Origin of the sequence: Variovorax sp. CAN15 (assembly GCF_030462475.1) — a bacterium.
GTDB lineage: Bacteria > Pseudomonadota > Gammaproteobacteria > Burkholderiales > Burkholderiaceae_C > Variovorax.
In genome coordinates, this window is sequence record NZ_JASMRZ010000035.1 from 16,564 (window position 1) to 32,483 (window position 15,920).

General features: G+C 64.9%; 12 protein-coding genes. All 12 read right to left on the reverse strand.

Annotated features, from left to right (window positions below):
* Positions 1-5 precede the first annotated feature (5 nt).
* On the reverse strand, positions 6-269 hold the full coding sequence (locus QMO14_RS20250; RefSeq protein WP_301509271.1) for a hypothetical protein: 264 nt from the start codon (positions 267-269) through the stop codon (positions 6-8).
* Entirely contained in the window at positions 269-2,122 is a 1,854-nt protein-coding gene (locus QMO14_RS20255; RefSeq protein ID WP_301509273.1) for an acyl-CoA dehydrogenase, read from the reverse strand. Before QMO14_RS20255 ends, QMO14_RS20250 begins: the two co-directional genes overlap by 1 nt.
* 170 nt (positions 2,123-2,292) lie before the next feature.
* Entirely contained in the window at positions 2,293-3,468 is a 1,176-nt protein-coding gene (locus QMO14_RS20260) for an acetyl-CoA C-acyltransferase (RefSeq protein ID WP_301509274.1), read from the reverse strand.
* A gap of 55 nt (positions 3,469-3,523) precedes the next feature.
* A complete protein-coding gene (locus QMO14_RS20265) occupies positions 3,524-4,999 on the reverse strand; it encodes a M20 family peptidase (RefSeq protein ID WP_301509276.1) in 1,476 nt (491 codons plus the stop codon).
* Between the two features lie 39 nt (positions 5,000-5,038).
* A complete protein-coding gene (locus QMO14_RS20270; protein ID WP_301509278.1) occupies positions 5,039-7,144 on the reverse strand; it encodes a 3-hydroxyacyl-CoA dehydrogenase NAD-binding domain-containing protein in 2,106 nt (701 codons plus the stop codon).
* Positions 7,145-7,387: 243 nt separating this feature from the next.
* Positions 7,388-8,083 (reverse strand): ABC transporter ATP-binding protein, encoded by a 696-nt coding sequence (locus QMO14_RS20275; RefSeq protein WP_301509281.1) that lies wholly within the window; start codon positions 8,081-8,083, stop codon positions 7,388-7,390.
* Between the two features lies 1 nt (position 8,084).
* Positions 8,085-8,855 (reverse strand): ABC transporter ATP-binding protein, encoded by a 771-nt coding sequence (locus QMO14_RS20280; RefSeq protein ID WP_301509283.1) that lies wholly within the window; start codon positions 8,853-8,855, stop codon positions 8,085-8,087.
* Positions 8,852-10,180 (reverse strand): branched-chain amino acid ABC transporter permease, encoded by a 1,329-nt coding sequence (locus QMO14_RS20285; protein WP_301509285.1) that lies wholly within the window; start codon positions 10,178-10,180, stop codon positions 8,852-8,854. The genes QMO14_RS20280 and QMO14_RS20285 overlap by 4 nt, the downstream gene beginning before the upstream one ends.
* 4 nt (positions 10,181-10,184) lie before the next feature.
* Complete coding sequence (locus tag QMO14_RS20290) at positions 10,185-11,138, reverse strand: branched-chain amino acid ABC transporter permease (protein ID WP_301509286.1); 954 nt, start codon at positions 11,136-11,138, stop codon at positions 10,185-10,187.
* 233 nt (positions 11,139-11,371) lie between these two features.
* Positions 11,372-12,604 (reverse strand): branched-chain amino acid ABC transporter substrate-binding protein, encoded by a 1,233-nt coding sequence (locus QMO14_RS20295; protein ID WP_301509287.1) that lies wholly within the window; start codon positions 12,602-12,604, stop codon positions 11,372-11,374.
* Positions 12,605-12,802: 198 nt separating this feature from the next.
* Positions 12,803-14,032, reverse strand: a complete 1,230-nt coding sequence (locus tag QMO14_RS20300) for a branched-chain amino acid ABC transporter substrate-binding protein (RefSeq protein ID WP_301509289.1) — start codon at positions 14,030-14,032, stop codon at positions 12,803-12,805.
* Between the two features lie 143 nt (positions 14,033-14,175).
* Positions 14,176-15,819 carry a 3-(methylthio)propionyl-CoA ligase gene (locus QMO14_RS20305; protein ID WP_301509291.1) on the reverse strand — a complete coding sequence of 548 codons (1,644 nt, stop codon included), beginning with the start codon at positions 15,817-15,819 and terminating at the stop codon, positions 14,176-14,178.
* Positions 15,820-15,920 lie beyond the last annotated feature (101 nt).

The window sequence follows — 15,920 nt, forward strand, 5'->3', positions numbered from 1 at the left end:
CCTCGTTACTTGCCTGGAGGAGTGTTGGGAAGGCGCGAGCGCACGTAGATCAGCACGAAGCCGACCAGCGCCACGATGCCGCCGGGCACGGAGATGGACCAGCCCAGCGCCGCGTCGGTGCGGCCGGTGGCGATGCCCAGGATCACGACGAACAGGCCGCCGTAGATCAGGATCCAGATCCATTTCTCGAGCCGCGCATGCGGCTTCGGCGGCTTGGCGGCAGGGGTGTTGCTGCTGGGGGTGGGGTTCGGCGAATCGGTAGTGGCCATCAAAAGGCGTCCTCGGGCAAAGCTGTACAGGTCGGATCACGGGTTTCGACCACGTTGAGCCATGCGCCGATTTTCGGCAGCTCGTAGTGGAAGAAATAGTCCGTGGCGCCGATCTTGCCAGCTGTTACCGCCCTCGCCTTTTCCGCGTCGGTTTCCAGGGCCCGCGCCGCCACGTCCAGCCAGATCCAGGCCAGCACCGTGTGGCCGAAGGCCTGCATGTAAGGCACCGCATTGGCCAGCGCGTCAGCCGGGTCGCCCGTGGACCAGGCGGCCTCGGTGGCGCTGCCGATGCGCTGCAGCGCGGCGCCCAGCGCCTTGGCGTGGGCCGCCAGCGCCGGCACCTTGGCCGCACGGCCGATGGTGCCGGTCATGCGCGCGGCCAGCAGCTGCAGGCCGCGGCCCTTTTCCATCAGCACCTTGCGGCCCAGCAGGTCGGCCGCCTGGATGCCGTGTGTGCCCTCGTGGATCATGTTCAGGCGGTTGTCGCGCCAGTACTGCTCCACCGGAAAGTCGCGTGTGTAGCCGTAGCCGCCATGCACCTGGATGGCCAGCGAATTGGCCTCCAGGCACCACTCGCTGGGCCAGCTCTTGGCGATGGGCGTGAGCACCTCCAGCAGCAGGCGCGCGTCGTCGGCGGACTGGGCGTCGCCGGTCTTCTGCTCGTCGACCAGGCGGGCGCAGTAGAGCTCCAGCGCCAGCGCGCCTTCGCAGTACGCCTTCTGCGCCAGCAGCATGCGGCGCACGTCGGCGTGTTCGATGATGCGCACCTGCGGCGCGGCCGAGTCCTTGGCAACGGCCGTGCCTGCGGCCTCGGGCTTCTTGACCAGGCGGCCCTGCGGCCGGGTCTTCGCGTATTCGAGCGAGGCGTGGTAGCCGGCCATGCCGAGCATGGTGGCGGCGGTGCCGACGCCGATGCGTGCCTCGTTCATCATGTGGAACATGCAATGCAGGCCCTTGCCGGGCTCGCCCACCAGGTAGCCCACCGCGCCGGCCTTGCCGTCGACCGGGTACTTGCCCTCGCCGAAGTTCAGCAGCGTGTTGGTGGTGCCGCGCCAGCCCAGCTTGTGGTTGAGGCCCGCGAGCGCCACGTCGTTGCGCTGGCCTGTGAGCTGCCCTTTCGTGTCGACCATGCGCTTGGGCACGATGAACAGCGATATACCGCGCGTGCCGGGCACCAGCTTGCCGTTCTCGTCGGGAATCTTGGCCAGCACGATGTGCACGATGTTCTCGGTCAGCTCGTGGTCGCCCGACGAGATCCACATCTTGTTGCCCGTGAGGCGGTAGCGCGGGCCCAGCGGGTCGTTGCGGAAGTCGTCGCCATCAGGCACGGCGCGCGTGGCCACGTCGCTCAGCGAGGAGCCTGCCTGCGGCTCCGACAGGCACATGGTGCCCGCCCAACGGCCCGAGAACTCGTTCTTGGCGAACACTTCCTTTTGCATCTCGGTGCCGTGCACCATCAGCAGGTTGGCGTTGCCGCTGGTGAGCATGTTGGAGCCGATGCTCACCGAGGCCATCGCGAAGAAGCTGTTGGCCGCCGCCTGCAACGTGTAGGGCAGCTGCATGCCGCCGATGTCGTAGTCCTGCGCCGCGCTCATCATTCCCGACTCGACGAAGGCCTTGTGCGCATCGTGCGTGGCCTGCGGCAGCACGACCTTCTCGCCGTCGAAATGCGGCTCCTGCGTGTCCACCGTGCGGTTGAACGGCGCGTACTTCTCGCGCGCGATGCGCTCGCAGGTGTCGAGCACCGCATCGAAGGTTTCGCGCGAATGGTCGGCGAAGCGCTCGCGCTGGTTGAGGGATTCGGCGTCGAGCCAGTCGTAGAGCAGGAAGTCAAGAGTGGAACGCAGGCTCATGGTCGGGTCTTGATGTTGAGACTACCGACTTCCACCGGCAGCGCTCGTCGGCCGGCGAAGCCGGGCCCATTCGTGGAACACCGCGGAACCGGCTCAGCCGGGCCGCTGGTGTTGCCCCCGGAAGGGGGTTGGCGAAGGCGACACGCAGTGCGCCGCAGACTGGGGGAGAGTCAGAGAACTTCGAAGACGCCAGCGGCGCCCATGCCGCCGCCGATGCACATCGTGACCACGACCTTCTTCGCGCCGCGGCGCTTGCCTTCGATGAGCGCGTGGCCCGTGAGGCGCTGGCCGCTCACGCCGTAGGGGTGGCCCACGGCGATGGCGCCGCCGTTCACGTTCAGGCGGTCGCCCGGAATGCCCAGCTTGTCGCGGCAATAGATGACCTGCACGGCGAAGGCCTCGTTCAGCTCCCACAGGTCGATGTCGTTGACCGTGAGGCCCAGGCGCTTGAGCACCTTCGGAATGGCGAAGACCGGGCCGATGCCCATCTCGTCGGGCTCGCAGCCGGCCACGGCGAAGCCGAGGAACCGGCCCAGTGGCTTCAGGCCCTTCTGCTCGGCATACTTCTCGTCGACCACCACGCAGGCGCCGCCGCCGTCGGAGAACTGGCTGGCATTGCCGGCCGAGATCACGCCGCCAGGGATGGCAGGACGAATGCCGCTGATGCCTTCCTTCGTGGTGCCCGGACGGATGCCTTCGTCGTTCTCGACGGTGACTTCCTTGGTGCGCAGGCCCATCACGGGGTCGGCCACGCCGGCCAGCACGGTGATGGGAGCGATCTCGGCCTTGAAGAGACCGGCTTCCAGCGCGGCGGTGGCACGCTGCTGGCTCTGCGCGCCGTATTCGTCCATGGCGTCGCGGCCGATGTTGTAGCGCTTGGCGACCTGCTCGGCCGTCTGCAGCATGTTCCAGTAGATCTCCGGCTTGTGCTTCACGAGCCACGGGTCGGCCAGCATGTGCTTGTTGGCTTCGTTCTGCACGCACGAGATGCTCTCGACGCCGCCGGCCACGTACACCTCGCCCTCGCCCGCGATGATGCGCTGGGCGGCGGTGGCGATGGTCTGCAGTCCCGACGAGCAGAAGCGGTTGATGGTCATGCCCGAGGTGGTGATCGGCAGGCCGGCGCGCAGCGCGATCTGGCGAGCGATGTTCGAGCCGGTGGCGCCTTCGGGCGTTGCGCAGCCCATGATGACGTCATCGACCGTGGCGGGGTCGATGCCGGCGCGCTGCACGGCGTGCTGCACCGCGTGGCCGCCGAGCGTGGCGCCGTGCGTCATGTTGAAGGCACCCTTCCAGCTCTTCGCGAGCGGCGTGCGGGCAGTGGAAACGATGACGGCGCTGGTCATGGTGAGGTCCTTTGAAGCAGATGGAAGGGAAAAGAGATTGCTGTGGCGGTTGTCGTCATTGCGCCGGAGCAGTGTTGGCGTTGCTCAGGAGCTGGCGGTAGAAGCCGATCATCTCGCCGTAGTTCGAGATGGCCAGGCGTTCGTTGTTGCCGTGGAAGCGCGCCAGGTCTTCGTTCTTCATGCGAAACGGCGAGAAGCGGAAGACGGCGTCGCTCACGATGCTGAAATGGCGCGAGTCAGTGGCGGCGGTCATGAGGCCGGGGGCCACCACCGCATCGGGGAAGCTCTGGCGCACGGCCTGCTGGATCGCGCGGTAGCCGGTGCTGTCGGTCGGCGACACTGGCGAGGGCTCGGAGTTGCCCGGGTAGGCCTTGATCTTGATGTCGTCGTTGCCCAGCGCCTTGCGCAGGTGCGCCTCGGTGCTGGCGATGGTGTCGCCCGGCAGGATGCGGAAGTTGACAGCGGCCTCGGCGCGGCCGGGCAGCACGTTGTCCTTGTTGCCCGCGCGCACGATGGTGAGCGCGGTGGTGGTCCGCAGCATGGCATTGCTGCTCGGGCTCTTCTCGAGGATGCCACGCACCAGCGGCTCGGTGAGCCACAGGTTGGAGAGCATCACGCGGTTGACGCCGCTCATTTCGGGCGCGAGCGTGCCGAACATCTGGCCTGCGACACCCTTGATGCCGCCGGGCATCGGGTTGGCTTCGAGCCGCGCCAGCGCCGCGCTCATGCTGCCGATGGCGCTGTGCTGCGGCGGCATCGACGAATGGCCGGGAACCGTGTCGAGCGACAGGAAGAAAGTGGCGTAGCCCTTCTCCGCCAGGCCGATGAGCGCCGCCGGCTGCTTCASGCCCGGCAGCACGCCGTCGAGCACCAGCAGGCCTTCGTCGAGCACCCAGTCCAGGCGCACGTTGCGCGACTTGAGCAGCTCGGCGATGGGCAGCGCGCCGCGCAGGCCGCTCACCTCCTCGTCGTCGCCCATCACTAGATAGACGGTCTGCCTCGGCTTGAAGCCGCTGCCGATGAGCAGCTCGATGGCTTCCATCTGCGCGAACAGGTTGCTCTTGTTGTCGAGCGTGCCGCGGCCCCAGATGAAGCCGTCCTTGATCTCGCCGGAGAAGGGGTCGACCGTCCAGGCTTTTTCAGTGCCCGGAGCGATGGGCACCATGTCCTGGTGCGCCATCAGCGCGATGGGCTTGGCCTGCGGGTCGGTACCGGTCCAGGTGTAGAGCAGCGCCTTGTTGCCCACCACTTCCTTCTTCAGGGTGGCGTGAACCTTCGGGAACTGCTGCTCCAGGTAGGCATGCAGCTTGTCGAACTCGGCCGCGTTGGCGGCCGGGTCGTCGAGGCCCGACACCGTGCGGAACGTGATCGCGGTGGACAGCCGCTTGGCGGCCGCCTGCAGGTCGATGTCCAGCTTGGGCGCGGGCGCCACCGCCAGCTGCTGCGACGGCGTGGTCCAGGTCTTGACCGCCACTGCGGCCACCAGCAGCACGATGGCCAGCAGCAGCCCGAGGAAGATGCGTTTCAACATTGGCGGTCTTGATCCCGGCTCAAGTTCAGCGCGTCGCCATCAGCCGAAGGACTTGCCTTCGGCCACCAGCTTCTGGATCAGCGGGGCGGGCTGCCAGAACTCGGCGTCGTCTCGCGGGTTCTTGGCGAAGCGCTTCATCGTCTCGGCCACGTTGTACAGGCCGATCTGCGACGCGTAGTGCATCGGACCGCCGCGATAGATCGGGAAGCCGTAGCCGGTGAGATACACCATGTCGATGTCGCCCGACTTGGAGGCGATGCCGTCTTCCAGGATGTGCGCGCCTTCGTTGACCAGCGCGTACACCAGGCGCTGCACGATTTCATCGTCGGAGATCTTGCGCGGCGTGATGCCCAGTTCCTTGCGGTGGTCCTCGATCATCTTGTTGACGAGCTCCGACGGAATGGCGTCGCGCTTGCCGGCCTGGTAGTCGTACCACCCTGCCCCGGTCTTCTGGCCGAAGCGGCCCAGTTCGCAGAGCTTGTCGGCCGTGCGGCTGTACTTCATGTCGGCACGCTCGACGGCGCGGCGCTTGCGGATCGCCCAGCCGATGTCGTTGCCGGCCAGGTCGCCCATGCGGAACGGGCCCATGGCGAAGCCGAATTTCTCGATGGCCTTGTCGACCTGCTGCGGCGTGGCGCCTTCGTCCAGCAGGAAGCCGGCCTGGCGGCTGTACTGCTCGATCATGCGGTTGCCGATGAAGCCGTCGCACACGCCCGAGACCACGGCCGTCTTCTTGATCTTCTTGCCAATGGCCATGACCGTGGCCAGCACGTCCTTGGCGGTGGCCTTGCCGCGCACCACTTCCAGCAGTTTCATCACGTTGGCGGGGCTGAAGAAGTGCATGCCGACCACGTCCTGCGGACGCTCGGTGAACGATGCGATCTTGTCGACGTCGAGCGTCGAGGTGTTCGAGGCCAGGATCGCGCCCTTCTTGGCGACGCGATCGAGTTCCTTGAACACTTTTTCTTTCACGCCGATTTCCTCGAACACGGCCTCGATGATGAGGTCGGCGTCCTTCAGGTCGTCGTAGCTGAGCGTGGTGCTCAAGAGCGCCATGCGCTGCTCATATTTGTCCTGCTTGAGCTTGCCCTTCTTGACCTGGGCTTCGTAGTTCTTCTTGATGGTGGCGATGCCGCGGTCGAGCGCCTCCTGCTTCATCTCGAGGATCTTCACGGGGATGCCCGCGTTCAGGAAGTTCATCGAGATGCCACCACCCATGGTGCCGGCGCCGATCACGCCGACCGACTTGATCTCGCGCTTGGGCGTGTCTTCGGGCACGTCGGGGATCTTGCTAGCGGCGCGCTCGGCCATGAACAGGTGGCGCAGCGCCAGCGATTCCGGCGTGAACATCAGCGAGGTGAAGATGCGGCGCTCTTCGGCCATGCCCGCGTCGAACTTCATCTTGGTGGCGGCCTGCACGGCATCGACGCACTGCAGCGGCGCGGGATAGTTCTTCGACATGCCGCCAACCATGTTCTTCGCGAACTGGAAGTAGGCATCGCCCTGCGGGTGCTTGCACGGGAGGTTGCGCACGAGGGGCAGATCCTCGCCCGTCTTGCCGGCCACGCTCTTGGCGAAGGCCACGGCCTCGTCGAACACCGACTCGGCGGAAGCCGCGAGCTTGTCGAACAGCTTCTGGCCGGGCACCGATGCGAGTAGTTCGCTCTTCACAGGCTCGCCGCTGACGATCATGTTCAGGGCCGTCTCGACGCCGAGCACGCGGGGCAGGCGTTGCGTGCCGCCCGCGCCGGGGATCAGGCCCAGCTTGACTTCGGGCAGCGCCACGCTGGTACCGGGAGCAGCCACGCGGTAGTGGCAGCCCAGGGCCAGTTCGAGGCCGCCGCCCATGCACACCGAGTGGATCGCGGCAACGATGGGCTTGGGAGAGGCTTCGAGCGCAAGGATCACGCTCAGCAGGTTGGGCTCCTGCAGCGCCTTGGGCGTGCCGAACTCCTTGATGTCCGCGCCACCCGAGAACGCCTTGCCGGCGCCGGTGATGACGATGGCCTTGACGGCGTCGTCGGCATTGGCCTTCGACAGGCCGTCGGTGATGCCGATGCGCGTCGAGAAACCGAGACCGTTGACCGGAGGGTTGGTCATTGTGATCACGGCGATATCGCCGAGCACTTTGTATTCAGCCGTCATGCTGCGTTCCTTGGTGTGTGAAGAAAAAGAAGAAAAAGCACGAGTGTTCTTTTTCAAGGGATTCTAGGCGTTTCGCGTGGCCCAACAATGGCACGCAGTCGCTGTAGAGACAAGGCCGCCCACCGAGAGCGGTGCGGGACTTATCGGGAAACACCGCGGAACCGGCTTTGCCGGGCCGCTGGTGTTGCCCCCTGCAAGGGGGTTGGCGAAGCGACACGAAGTGCGCGAAGCCTGGGGGTTGGCCTAGACCTCCAGCCACTCCTTGCGGGTGGTGGCATCTGCGCGGAGGCTGTCCGGCGTGCCGTCGAACACGATGCTGCCGTGGCCCATGACGAGCGCGCGGTCGGAAATCTGCATCGCGATGGTGAGCTTCTGCTCGATCAGCAGCACCGAGATGCCCTTGTCCTTGAGCGTGCGCAGGTACTGCCCAACCAGTTCGACGATCTTGGGCGCGAGGCCCTCGGTGGGCTCGTCGATGATGATGAGGTCGGGGTCGCCCATCAGCGTACGGCACAGCGTGAGCATCTGCTGCTCGCCGCCCGAAAGCACGCCGGCCTCGGTGTGCTGTCGCTCCTTCAGGCGCGGAAACATGCCATACATGTCGTCGAAGGACCAGCGGCTGCCCTTGCCCGAACCCTTCTGCCCCAGCAGCAGGTTCTGGTGCACCGTGAGCTTGGGGAAGATGTCACGGTTCTCCGGCACGTAGCCGATGCCGCAGTGCGCGATCTCGTAGGCCTTGCGGCGCAGGATGTCCTGGCCCTTCCAGTGCAGCCCGCCCTCGGCATGCACCAGGCCCATGATGGCCTTGGCGGTGGTCGAGCGGCCAGAGCCGTTGCGGCCCAGCAGCGCGACGATCTCGCCCGGGTTCACGTCGAACGAAACGCCATGCAGCACATGGCTCTTGCCATAGTAGGCGTGGATGTCTTTGAGCTTCAGCATGTCAGTGTCCCGCTCCCTGTGCGTCGGCGACCGACGATCCGAGATACGCCTCCTGCACGCGCGCGTTGGCGCGAACGGCCGCGGGCGTGTCGAAGGCGATGACCTCGCCATAGACCACCACCGCGATCTTGTCGGCCAGGCCGAAGACAACGCCCATGTCGTGCTCCACCGTGAGCAGCGTCTTGCCGACGGTCACGTGCTTGATGAGCGAGATGAAGTGCGAAGTCTCGGTCTTGCTCATGCCGGCCGTGGGCTCGTCCAGCAGGATCACGCTGGCGCCGCCAGCGATGGTCACGCCGATCTCGAGCGCGCGTTGTTCGGCGTAGGTGAGGTTCACCGCGTGCACGTCGCGCTTCTTCTCCAGGCCGATCTGGCGGATGAGCTCTTCCGTGCGCTCGTTGGCGTCGTCGAGGTTCGAGAGGAAGCGCAGGAATGTGTACTTGTAGCCCAGGCTCCACAGCACGCCGCAGCGCAGGTTCTCGAAGACGGTGAGCTTCGGGAAGATGTTGGTGATCTGGAAGCTGCGCGACAGCCCCATGCGGTTGATCTCGTACGGCTTCATGCCGTCGATGCGCGTGCCGTTGAGCAGCACCTCTCCGCTGCTGGGCGCGAGCCGCCCGCTGATCAGGTTGAACAGCGTCGACTTGCCCGCGCCGTTCGGCCCGATGATCGCGATGCGCTCGCCGGCCGTCACGGCCAGGTCCACTCCGCGGATGATGTCGGTCTTGCCGAAGCTCTTGCGCAGCCCCTTGAGTTCGAGTGAATAGGTCATGCCGTCTCCCGCCGCTTGATCTCGGCTTCGATTTCTTCCTGCACGTGGCCCCAGAGCTTCGCGAAGCGCCTGCGGAACACCTCGAACACACCCAGGCCCACGGCCAGCAGGGCCACGGCGACGATCCAGGCCGTGGCCGAGGATGTATCGAGCTGCAGGCCCGCGAACGGCACCACCGGCCCGAGCGCGGCGTTGAGCTGCATGTGATAGATCATCTCGACGATGGCCGCCGCGCCCGCGAGCATGATGGCCGAGCCGATGAAGAGGCCCACGTACAGCAGGTAGAAGCGCTTGATCTTGCCGAACAGCGCCACGCGCACGTTCATCATGATGAGGCTGGCAACACCGCCGGGCGCGAACATCACCATCAGCAGGAACACCAGGCCCACGTACAGCAGCCAGGCCTTGCTGAGTTCCGACAGCAGCACCAGCGCGAACACCAGCAGCGCCGCGCCGATGATCGGCCCGAAGAAGAAGGTCGCGCCGCCCAGGAAGGTGAACAGCAGGTAGCTGCCCGAGCGCAGCCCGTTGAGGCTGTCGGCCGCGTTCACGATCTCGAAGTTGATGGCCGCCAGCCCGCCGCCGATGCCCGCGAAGAAGCCCGCGATGATGAAGGCGTAGTAGCGCACGCGCTGCGTGTTGTAGCCGATGAACTCCACGCGCTCCGGGTTGTCGCGCACCGCGTTCAGCATGCGCCCGAGCGGTGTGCCCGTGAAGGCGAACATCAGCCCGGTGCAGATGAAGCAGTAGACGGCGATCAGGTAATACACCTGGTTCTGCGGGCCGAAGTTGAGGCCGAAGAACGAGGCGCCGTACACGCGGTTGGTGGTAATGCCGCCCTCGCCGCCGAAGAAGCTGGGGAACATCAGCGCCATGGCGGCGACCAGTTCGCCCAGGCCCAGAGTGATCATCGCGAAGGTGGTGCCCGACTTCTTGGTCGACACGTAGCCGAACACCACGGCGAAGAACATGCCGCCGAGGCCGCCCACCATCGGGATGAGTACAAGAGGAATCGGCAGCTTGCCGGCGCTGGCCAGGTTCATCGTGTGGATGGCGATGAACGAGCCCAGGCCCACGTACACCGCATGCCCGAAGCTGAGCATGCCGCCCTGCCCCAGCAGCATGTTGTAGCTCAGGCAGATGATGATGAGATAGCCGATCTGCGACAGCATGGTGAGTGCCAGGCTGCTGGTGAAGACCATCGGCGCCACGATCAGCAGCAGCGCGAAGAAGGACCAGATCAGGATGCGGCCGATGTTCAGCGGCTTGAACCGGTAGTACCGGACGGACGAGGAGGTCGAAGCGTTTGTCGTTGCGGTATTCATCGCGTCAGTCCTCCCGGGTTCCGAGAAGACCCTTGGGTCTGAAGATGAGGATCAGCACCAGGAAGAGGTACGGAAGGATCGGCGCGACCTGCGAGATCGTCAGCTTGAGCAGCTCGTAGCCGAAGGTCTGGTCTGTCACCGCCACGCCGAAGGCCTGCAGGCCGGTGGCGAGCGATTGGTCCATGGCCACGGCGAAGGTCTGCACCACGCCGATGATGAGCGAGGCGAGGAAGGCGCCCGCCAGCGAGCCCATGCCGCCGACCACCACCACCACGAAGATGATGGAGCCCACCGACGCAGCCATGGCCGGCTCGGTGACGTAGGTGTTGCCGCCCACCACGCCGGCCAGCCCCGCGAGCGCGGCGCCGCCGCCGAACACGAGCATGAAAACGCGCGGCACGTTGTGGCCCAGCGCCTCGACCATCTCGGGGTGCTTCAGCGCCGCCTGGATCACCAGGCCGATGCGCGTGCGCGTGAGCAGCAGCCACACCGACACCAGCATCAGCACCGCCACCAGCATGATGAAGGAGCGAGACTTGGGAAACTGCGTGCCATAGAGCGTGAAGAGCGGCCCCTGCAGCGCCGACGGCAGGCCATAGGGCACCGTGGAACGGCCCCACGCCAACTGCACCACTTCGAGGATCAGGTACGAAAGGCCGAAGGTCACCAGCAGTTCGGGCACGTGGCCGAACTTGTGGACACGGCGCAGGCAGTACCGTTCGAAGGCTGCGCCCAGCACGAACACCAGCAGCGGCGCGATGAAAAGCGCCGGCCAGAAGCCCACGATGCCCGACAGCGTGTAGGCGAAGTAGGCGCCCAGCATGTAGAAGCTCGCGTGCGCGAAGTTGAGCACGCCCATCATGCTGAAGATCAGCGTGAGGCCGGAGCTCAGCATGAACAGCAGCAAGCCGTAGCTCACGCCATTGAGCAGCGAGATGACGAAGAATTCGACGTTCATCGGTCTTTCGTGTCAGTTGAAAAAGAAAAAGGCCCGAGTGTTTAAGTCGGGCCTCGACCAACAAGCAGGCTGCCGGGCTCAGTCCCTCGCCGTGCGTTGCACGGCACAAGCTGAAGAAGCAACAAGTGCCTCTTCGCGGAACACCGCGGAACCGGCTTTGCCGGCCCGCGGGTGTTGCCCCCGGAAGGGGGTTGGCGAAGCGGCACGAAGTGCGCGCAGCCTGGGGGCGAACCTCATCCCGGACGCTTCATCTGGCAGGAAGTCGGCGTGCTGGCCACGTAGGCGTCGTAGAACTTCACCGGCACCAGCGTGTAGCCGGTGTTCTCGGGGCTGTAGGGGTACTTGGCGGTGGCCTTCTCCCAGCGGGTGATGTACAGGCCCTGTTGCGCCTGGTGGTCGGTCTTGCGCAGCTCGATGTCGCCGTTGAAGCTCTTGAACTTCAGGCCCTCCATCGCGGCAGCCACCTTGACGGGGTCGGTCGACTTGGTCTTCACGAAGGCTTCGGTGAGCGCCTGGAACACCGTGTAGATGTCGGTGGTGTAGAGGTCGTCGTTGAACTTCTTCTTGAAGTCGTCAGCGTACTTCTGCATGTCGCCGCCCATGTTGTAGTGGGCGTAGCCGACCTGGTAGACCTTGCCGGCGGAAGCCGCGCCCATGGCGGTCGGCGTGCCGGTGGTCACGGCGTAGTAGGTATAGAACTTGACGTTCAGGCCCGAGTCGTTGGCCGCCTTGATGAGCAGCGCAAGATCGGAGCCCCAGTTGCCGGTGATGACGGTGTCGGCGCCCGAAGCCTTGATCTTGGCGATGTACGGCGCGAAGTCACGCACCTGCGCGAGCGGGTGCAGGTCGTCGCCCACGATCTGGATGTCGGGGCGCTTGTGCTTCAGGTCTTCCTTGGCGAACTTGGAGACCTGCTGGCCGTGCGAATAGTTCTGGCCGATGATGTAGACCTTCTTGATCTCGGGCTGATCCTTCATGTAGGTGGTCAGCGCCTCCATCTTCATGGACGTGTCGGCATCGAAGCGGTACTGCCAGTAGCTGCACTTGCTGTTGGTCAGGTCGGGATCGACCGCGGCATAGTTCAGGTACAGCGCTTCCTTGCCTGGATTTCGCGCGTTGTTCTTCTCCAGCGCGTCGATGATGGCCAGCGCCGGGCCCGAGCCGTTGCCCTGCACGATATAGCGCGCGCCCTGGTCGAGAGCCGAGCGCAGCGCGCTGGTGGTTTCCTGCGGGCTGAGCTTGTTGTCGATTCCGATGATCTCGAACTTCACGCCCGCCGCGTTCTTCTTGTTGAACTCTTCGGCGAAGAACTGGAAGGTCTTGAGCTGGTTGGTCCCGACCGCGGCCATGAGGCCCGACAACGGGTCCAGCCATGCGATCTTGACGGTTTCACCCTTCTGGGCAAAGGCACCGGTGGCGGTGGCAGCGATGACGGCTGCGGCGGCGATTTTCAGAGCGAAGTTCAATCTATATCTCCTGGTCAAACCGATTCAAAACGCCGCACGAGAGTACAAGCGTTTGCAGCCCCTCCCCTCAGGGAATGCCCGTAAGAGGGGCACTGCAAAGGCCCGTTTCTATCGCGCATGCGACACCGCGTTTCTCCAATTTGCTACCCGTCGGTAGACAGCTGCTACCGACGGGTAGGAAACGCGTTCACAAAGCGCCTAGGGGCGCTTCATCTGGCACGACGTGGGCGTGCTCGCCACGTACGATTCGAAGTACTTCACGGGAACGTTGGTGTAGCCGGTGTTCTCCGCGTCGTACGGGTACTTTGCGCTCGCCTTCTCCCATCTCGCGATGTAGAGGCCCTGCTGCAACTGGTGGTCGGACTTGCGCATCTCGACCTCGCCGTTGAAGCTCTTGATCTTCATGCCCTCCAGGGCCGCCGCCACTTTCACCGGATCGGTCGAGCCGGTCTTCGCAAAGGCGGCATCGAGAAGCGCGAACACGTGATAGATCGACGACTGCGTGAGGTCGTCGTTCATGCGCTTCTTGTAGCCCGCGAGCAGCTGCTGGATCTCGCCGCCCATGTTGTAGTGAGCGTAGGCGACGGTGTAGACCTTGCCTGCCGAGGTGGCGCCCATTGCCGTGGGAGTGCCCGCACCGGGCGCGTAGTAGGTCAGGAACCTGACGTTCAGCCCCGAGTCGTTGGCGGCCTTGATCAGCAGCGACAGGTCGGAGCCCCAGTTGCCGGTGATGACGGTGTCGGCGCCCGATGCCTTGATCTTCGCGATATAGGGAGAGAAGTCGCGCACCTGCGCCAGCGGATGCAGGTCGTCGCCCACGATCTGGATGTCGGGGCGCTTCACCTTCAGGTCTTCCTTCGCGTACTTCGACACCTGCACGCCGTGCGCATAGTTCTGCCCGAGGATGTAGACCTTCTTGATGTCGGGCTGGTCCTTCATCCAGGTGGTCAGCGCCTCCATCTTCATGGAGGTGTCGGCGTCGAGCCGGAAGTGCCAGTAGCTGCACTTGCTGTTGGTCAGGTCGGGGTCGACGGCCGCGTAGTTCATGTACAGCAGCTCCTTGCCCGGATTGCGCGCGTTGTTCTTCTCGATGGCATCGATGATCGCGAGCGCAGGGCCGGAGCCGTTACCCTGCATGATGTAGCGCGCGCCCTGGTCCTGCGCGGAGCGCAGCGCCGCGGTGGTCTCCTGCGGGCTGAGCTTGTTGTCGAGCGCGATGATCTCGAACTTCACGCCCGACTGGTTCTTCTTGTTGAACTCTTCGGCAAGGAACTGCGTGGTCTTCAGCTGATTCGTGCCAACCGCCGCCATCAGGCCCGAAAGCGGGTCGAGCCAGGCGATCTTGACGGTCTCGCCCTTCTGGGCGAACACGGTCGCGGCGCTCACCAACATCGCACAGGCAGCTACTGACTTGACGGCAAATTGCATGAAGAGTCTCCAATGGGAAAAGCTGACTGCCAGCGTACAAGCGGCCCTTTTTTCGCCGCACAGGGATTGCCCGCAAGGAAGGCCGCCGGGGTGGCTTTGCTATCGCATACGCGACAGCGCGGCGCCCGGGCGGGCCCTGGCGGTCATGCCGTGGGCAGCTTGTAGTCCTTGAGCAGCTCCCGCAGCTTCGTCTTGAGGAACTTTCCGGTGGCGCCGATCGGAATGGCTTCGACGAACACCACGTCGTCGGGGATCTGCCACTTGGCGGTCTTGCCCTCGTAGAACTTCAGCAGCTCCTCGCGCGTGACCTCGGCATTGGGCTTCTTCACGACGGCGATGATCGGACGCTCGTCCCATTTCGGATGGAACACGCCGATGCACGCCGCCATGGCCACGCCCGGATGCGCGACCGCGATGTTCTCGATGTCGATCGAGCTGATCCACTCGCCGCCGGACTTGATCACGTCCTTGCTGCGGTCGGTGATCTGCAGGTAGCCCTCGGCGTCGATGGTGGCCACGTCGCCGGTGGGGAACCATCCGCGGTTGCGCTCGTCGGGAATGAGCGGATCGCCGCCCTCGCCCTTGAAGTACTCCTTGACGATCCACGGGCCCTTGACCAGCAGGTCGCCGTAGGCCTTGCCGTCCCAGGGCAGTTCCTTGCCGTCGCCGTCGACGATCTTCATGTCGACGCCGAAGATGGCGCGGCCCTGCTTCATGCGGATCTGCAGCTGCGCATCGGGCGGCAGCGACAGATGCTTGTTCTTGAGCGTGCACAGCGTGCCCAGCGGGCTCATCTCGGTCATGCCCCAGGCGTGCAGCACCTCAACGCCGTAGAGCTCCTGGAATGCCTTGATCATGGCCGGCGGGCAGGCCGATCCGCCGATCACCGTGCGGTTGAGCTTGCTGAACTTCATGCCGCCCGCCTGCATGTGGCCCAGCAGCATCTGCCACACGGTGGGCACGCCGGCGGCGAAGGTCACGCCTTCGGCCTCGATCAGCTCGTACACCGACTTGCCGTCGAGTGCCGGGCCCGGGAACACCAGCTTGCAGCCCACCAGCGCCGCCGAATACGGAATGCCCCAGGCATTGACGTGGAACATCGGCACCACCGGCAGCACCGAATCGCGCGCCGACAGGTCCATCACGTCGGGCAGCGCCGCCGCGTAGGCGTGCAGCAGCGTCGAGCGGTGGCTGTAGAGCGCGGCCTTGGGGTTACCCGTGGTGCCGCTCGTGTAGCACATGCTCGAGGCGGAGTTCTCGTCGAAGGTGGGCCACTCGTACTCGGTGGACTGCGTGCCCATCCAGCTTTCGTAGCTCACGAGGTTGGGCACGCCGCTGTCGGCCGGGAGCTTGTCGGCATCGCACAGTGCAACCCATTTCCGGATCGTGGGACAGCGTGCATGCACCGCCTGCACCAGCGGCAGGAAGGTGAGGTCGAAGCACAGGATCTGGTCTTCGGCATGGTTGGCGATCCACGCGATCTGGTCGGGGTGCAGGCGCGGGTTGATGGTGTGCAGCACGCGCCCGCTGCCGCTCACGCCGTAGTACAGCTCCAGGTGGCGATAGCCGTTCCAGGCCAGGGTGGCGATGCGGTCGCTGAACAGCAGCTGCTCGCCGTCCAGCGCGTTGGCCACCTGCCTGGCGCGCGATGCGATGTCGCCCCATGTACAGCGGTGGATATCGCCTTCGACACGGCGCGAGACGATCTCGCCGTCGCCGTTGTGGCGCTCGGCGAACTCGATCAGCGACGAGATCAGAAGCGGTTGGTCTTGCATCAAACCCAGCATCTACGGACTCCTATGTGAAATGACTTCTTGAAAGCTTGGGGACAACGGATTCACGCAAGCTTCAGCCATTTCCACAATGACACAAACCCGCACTGCACGAT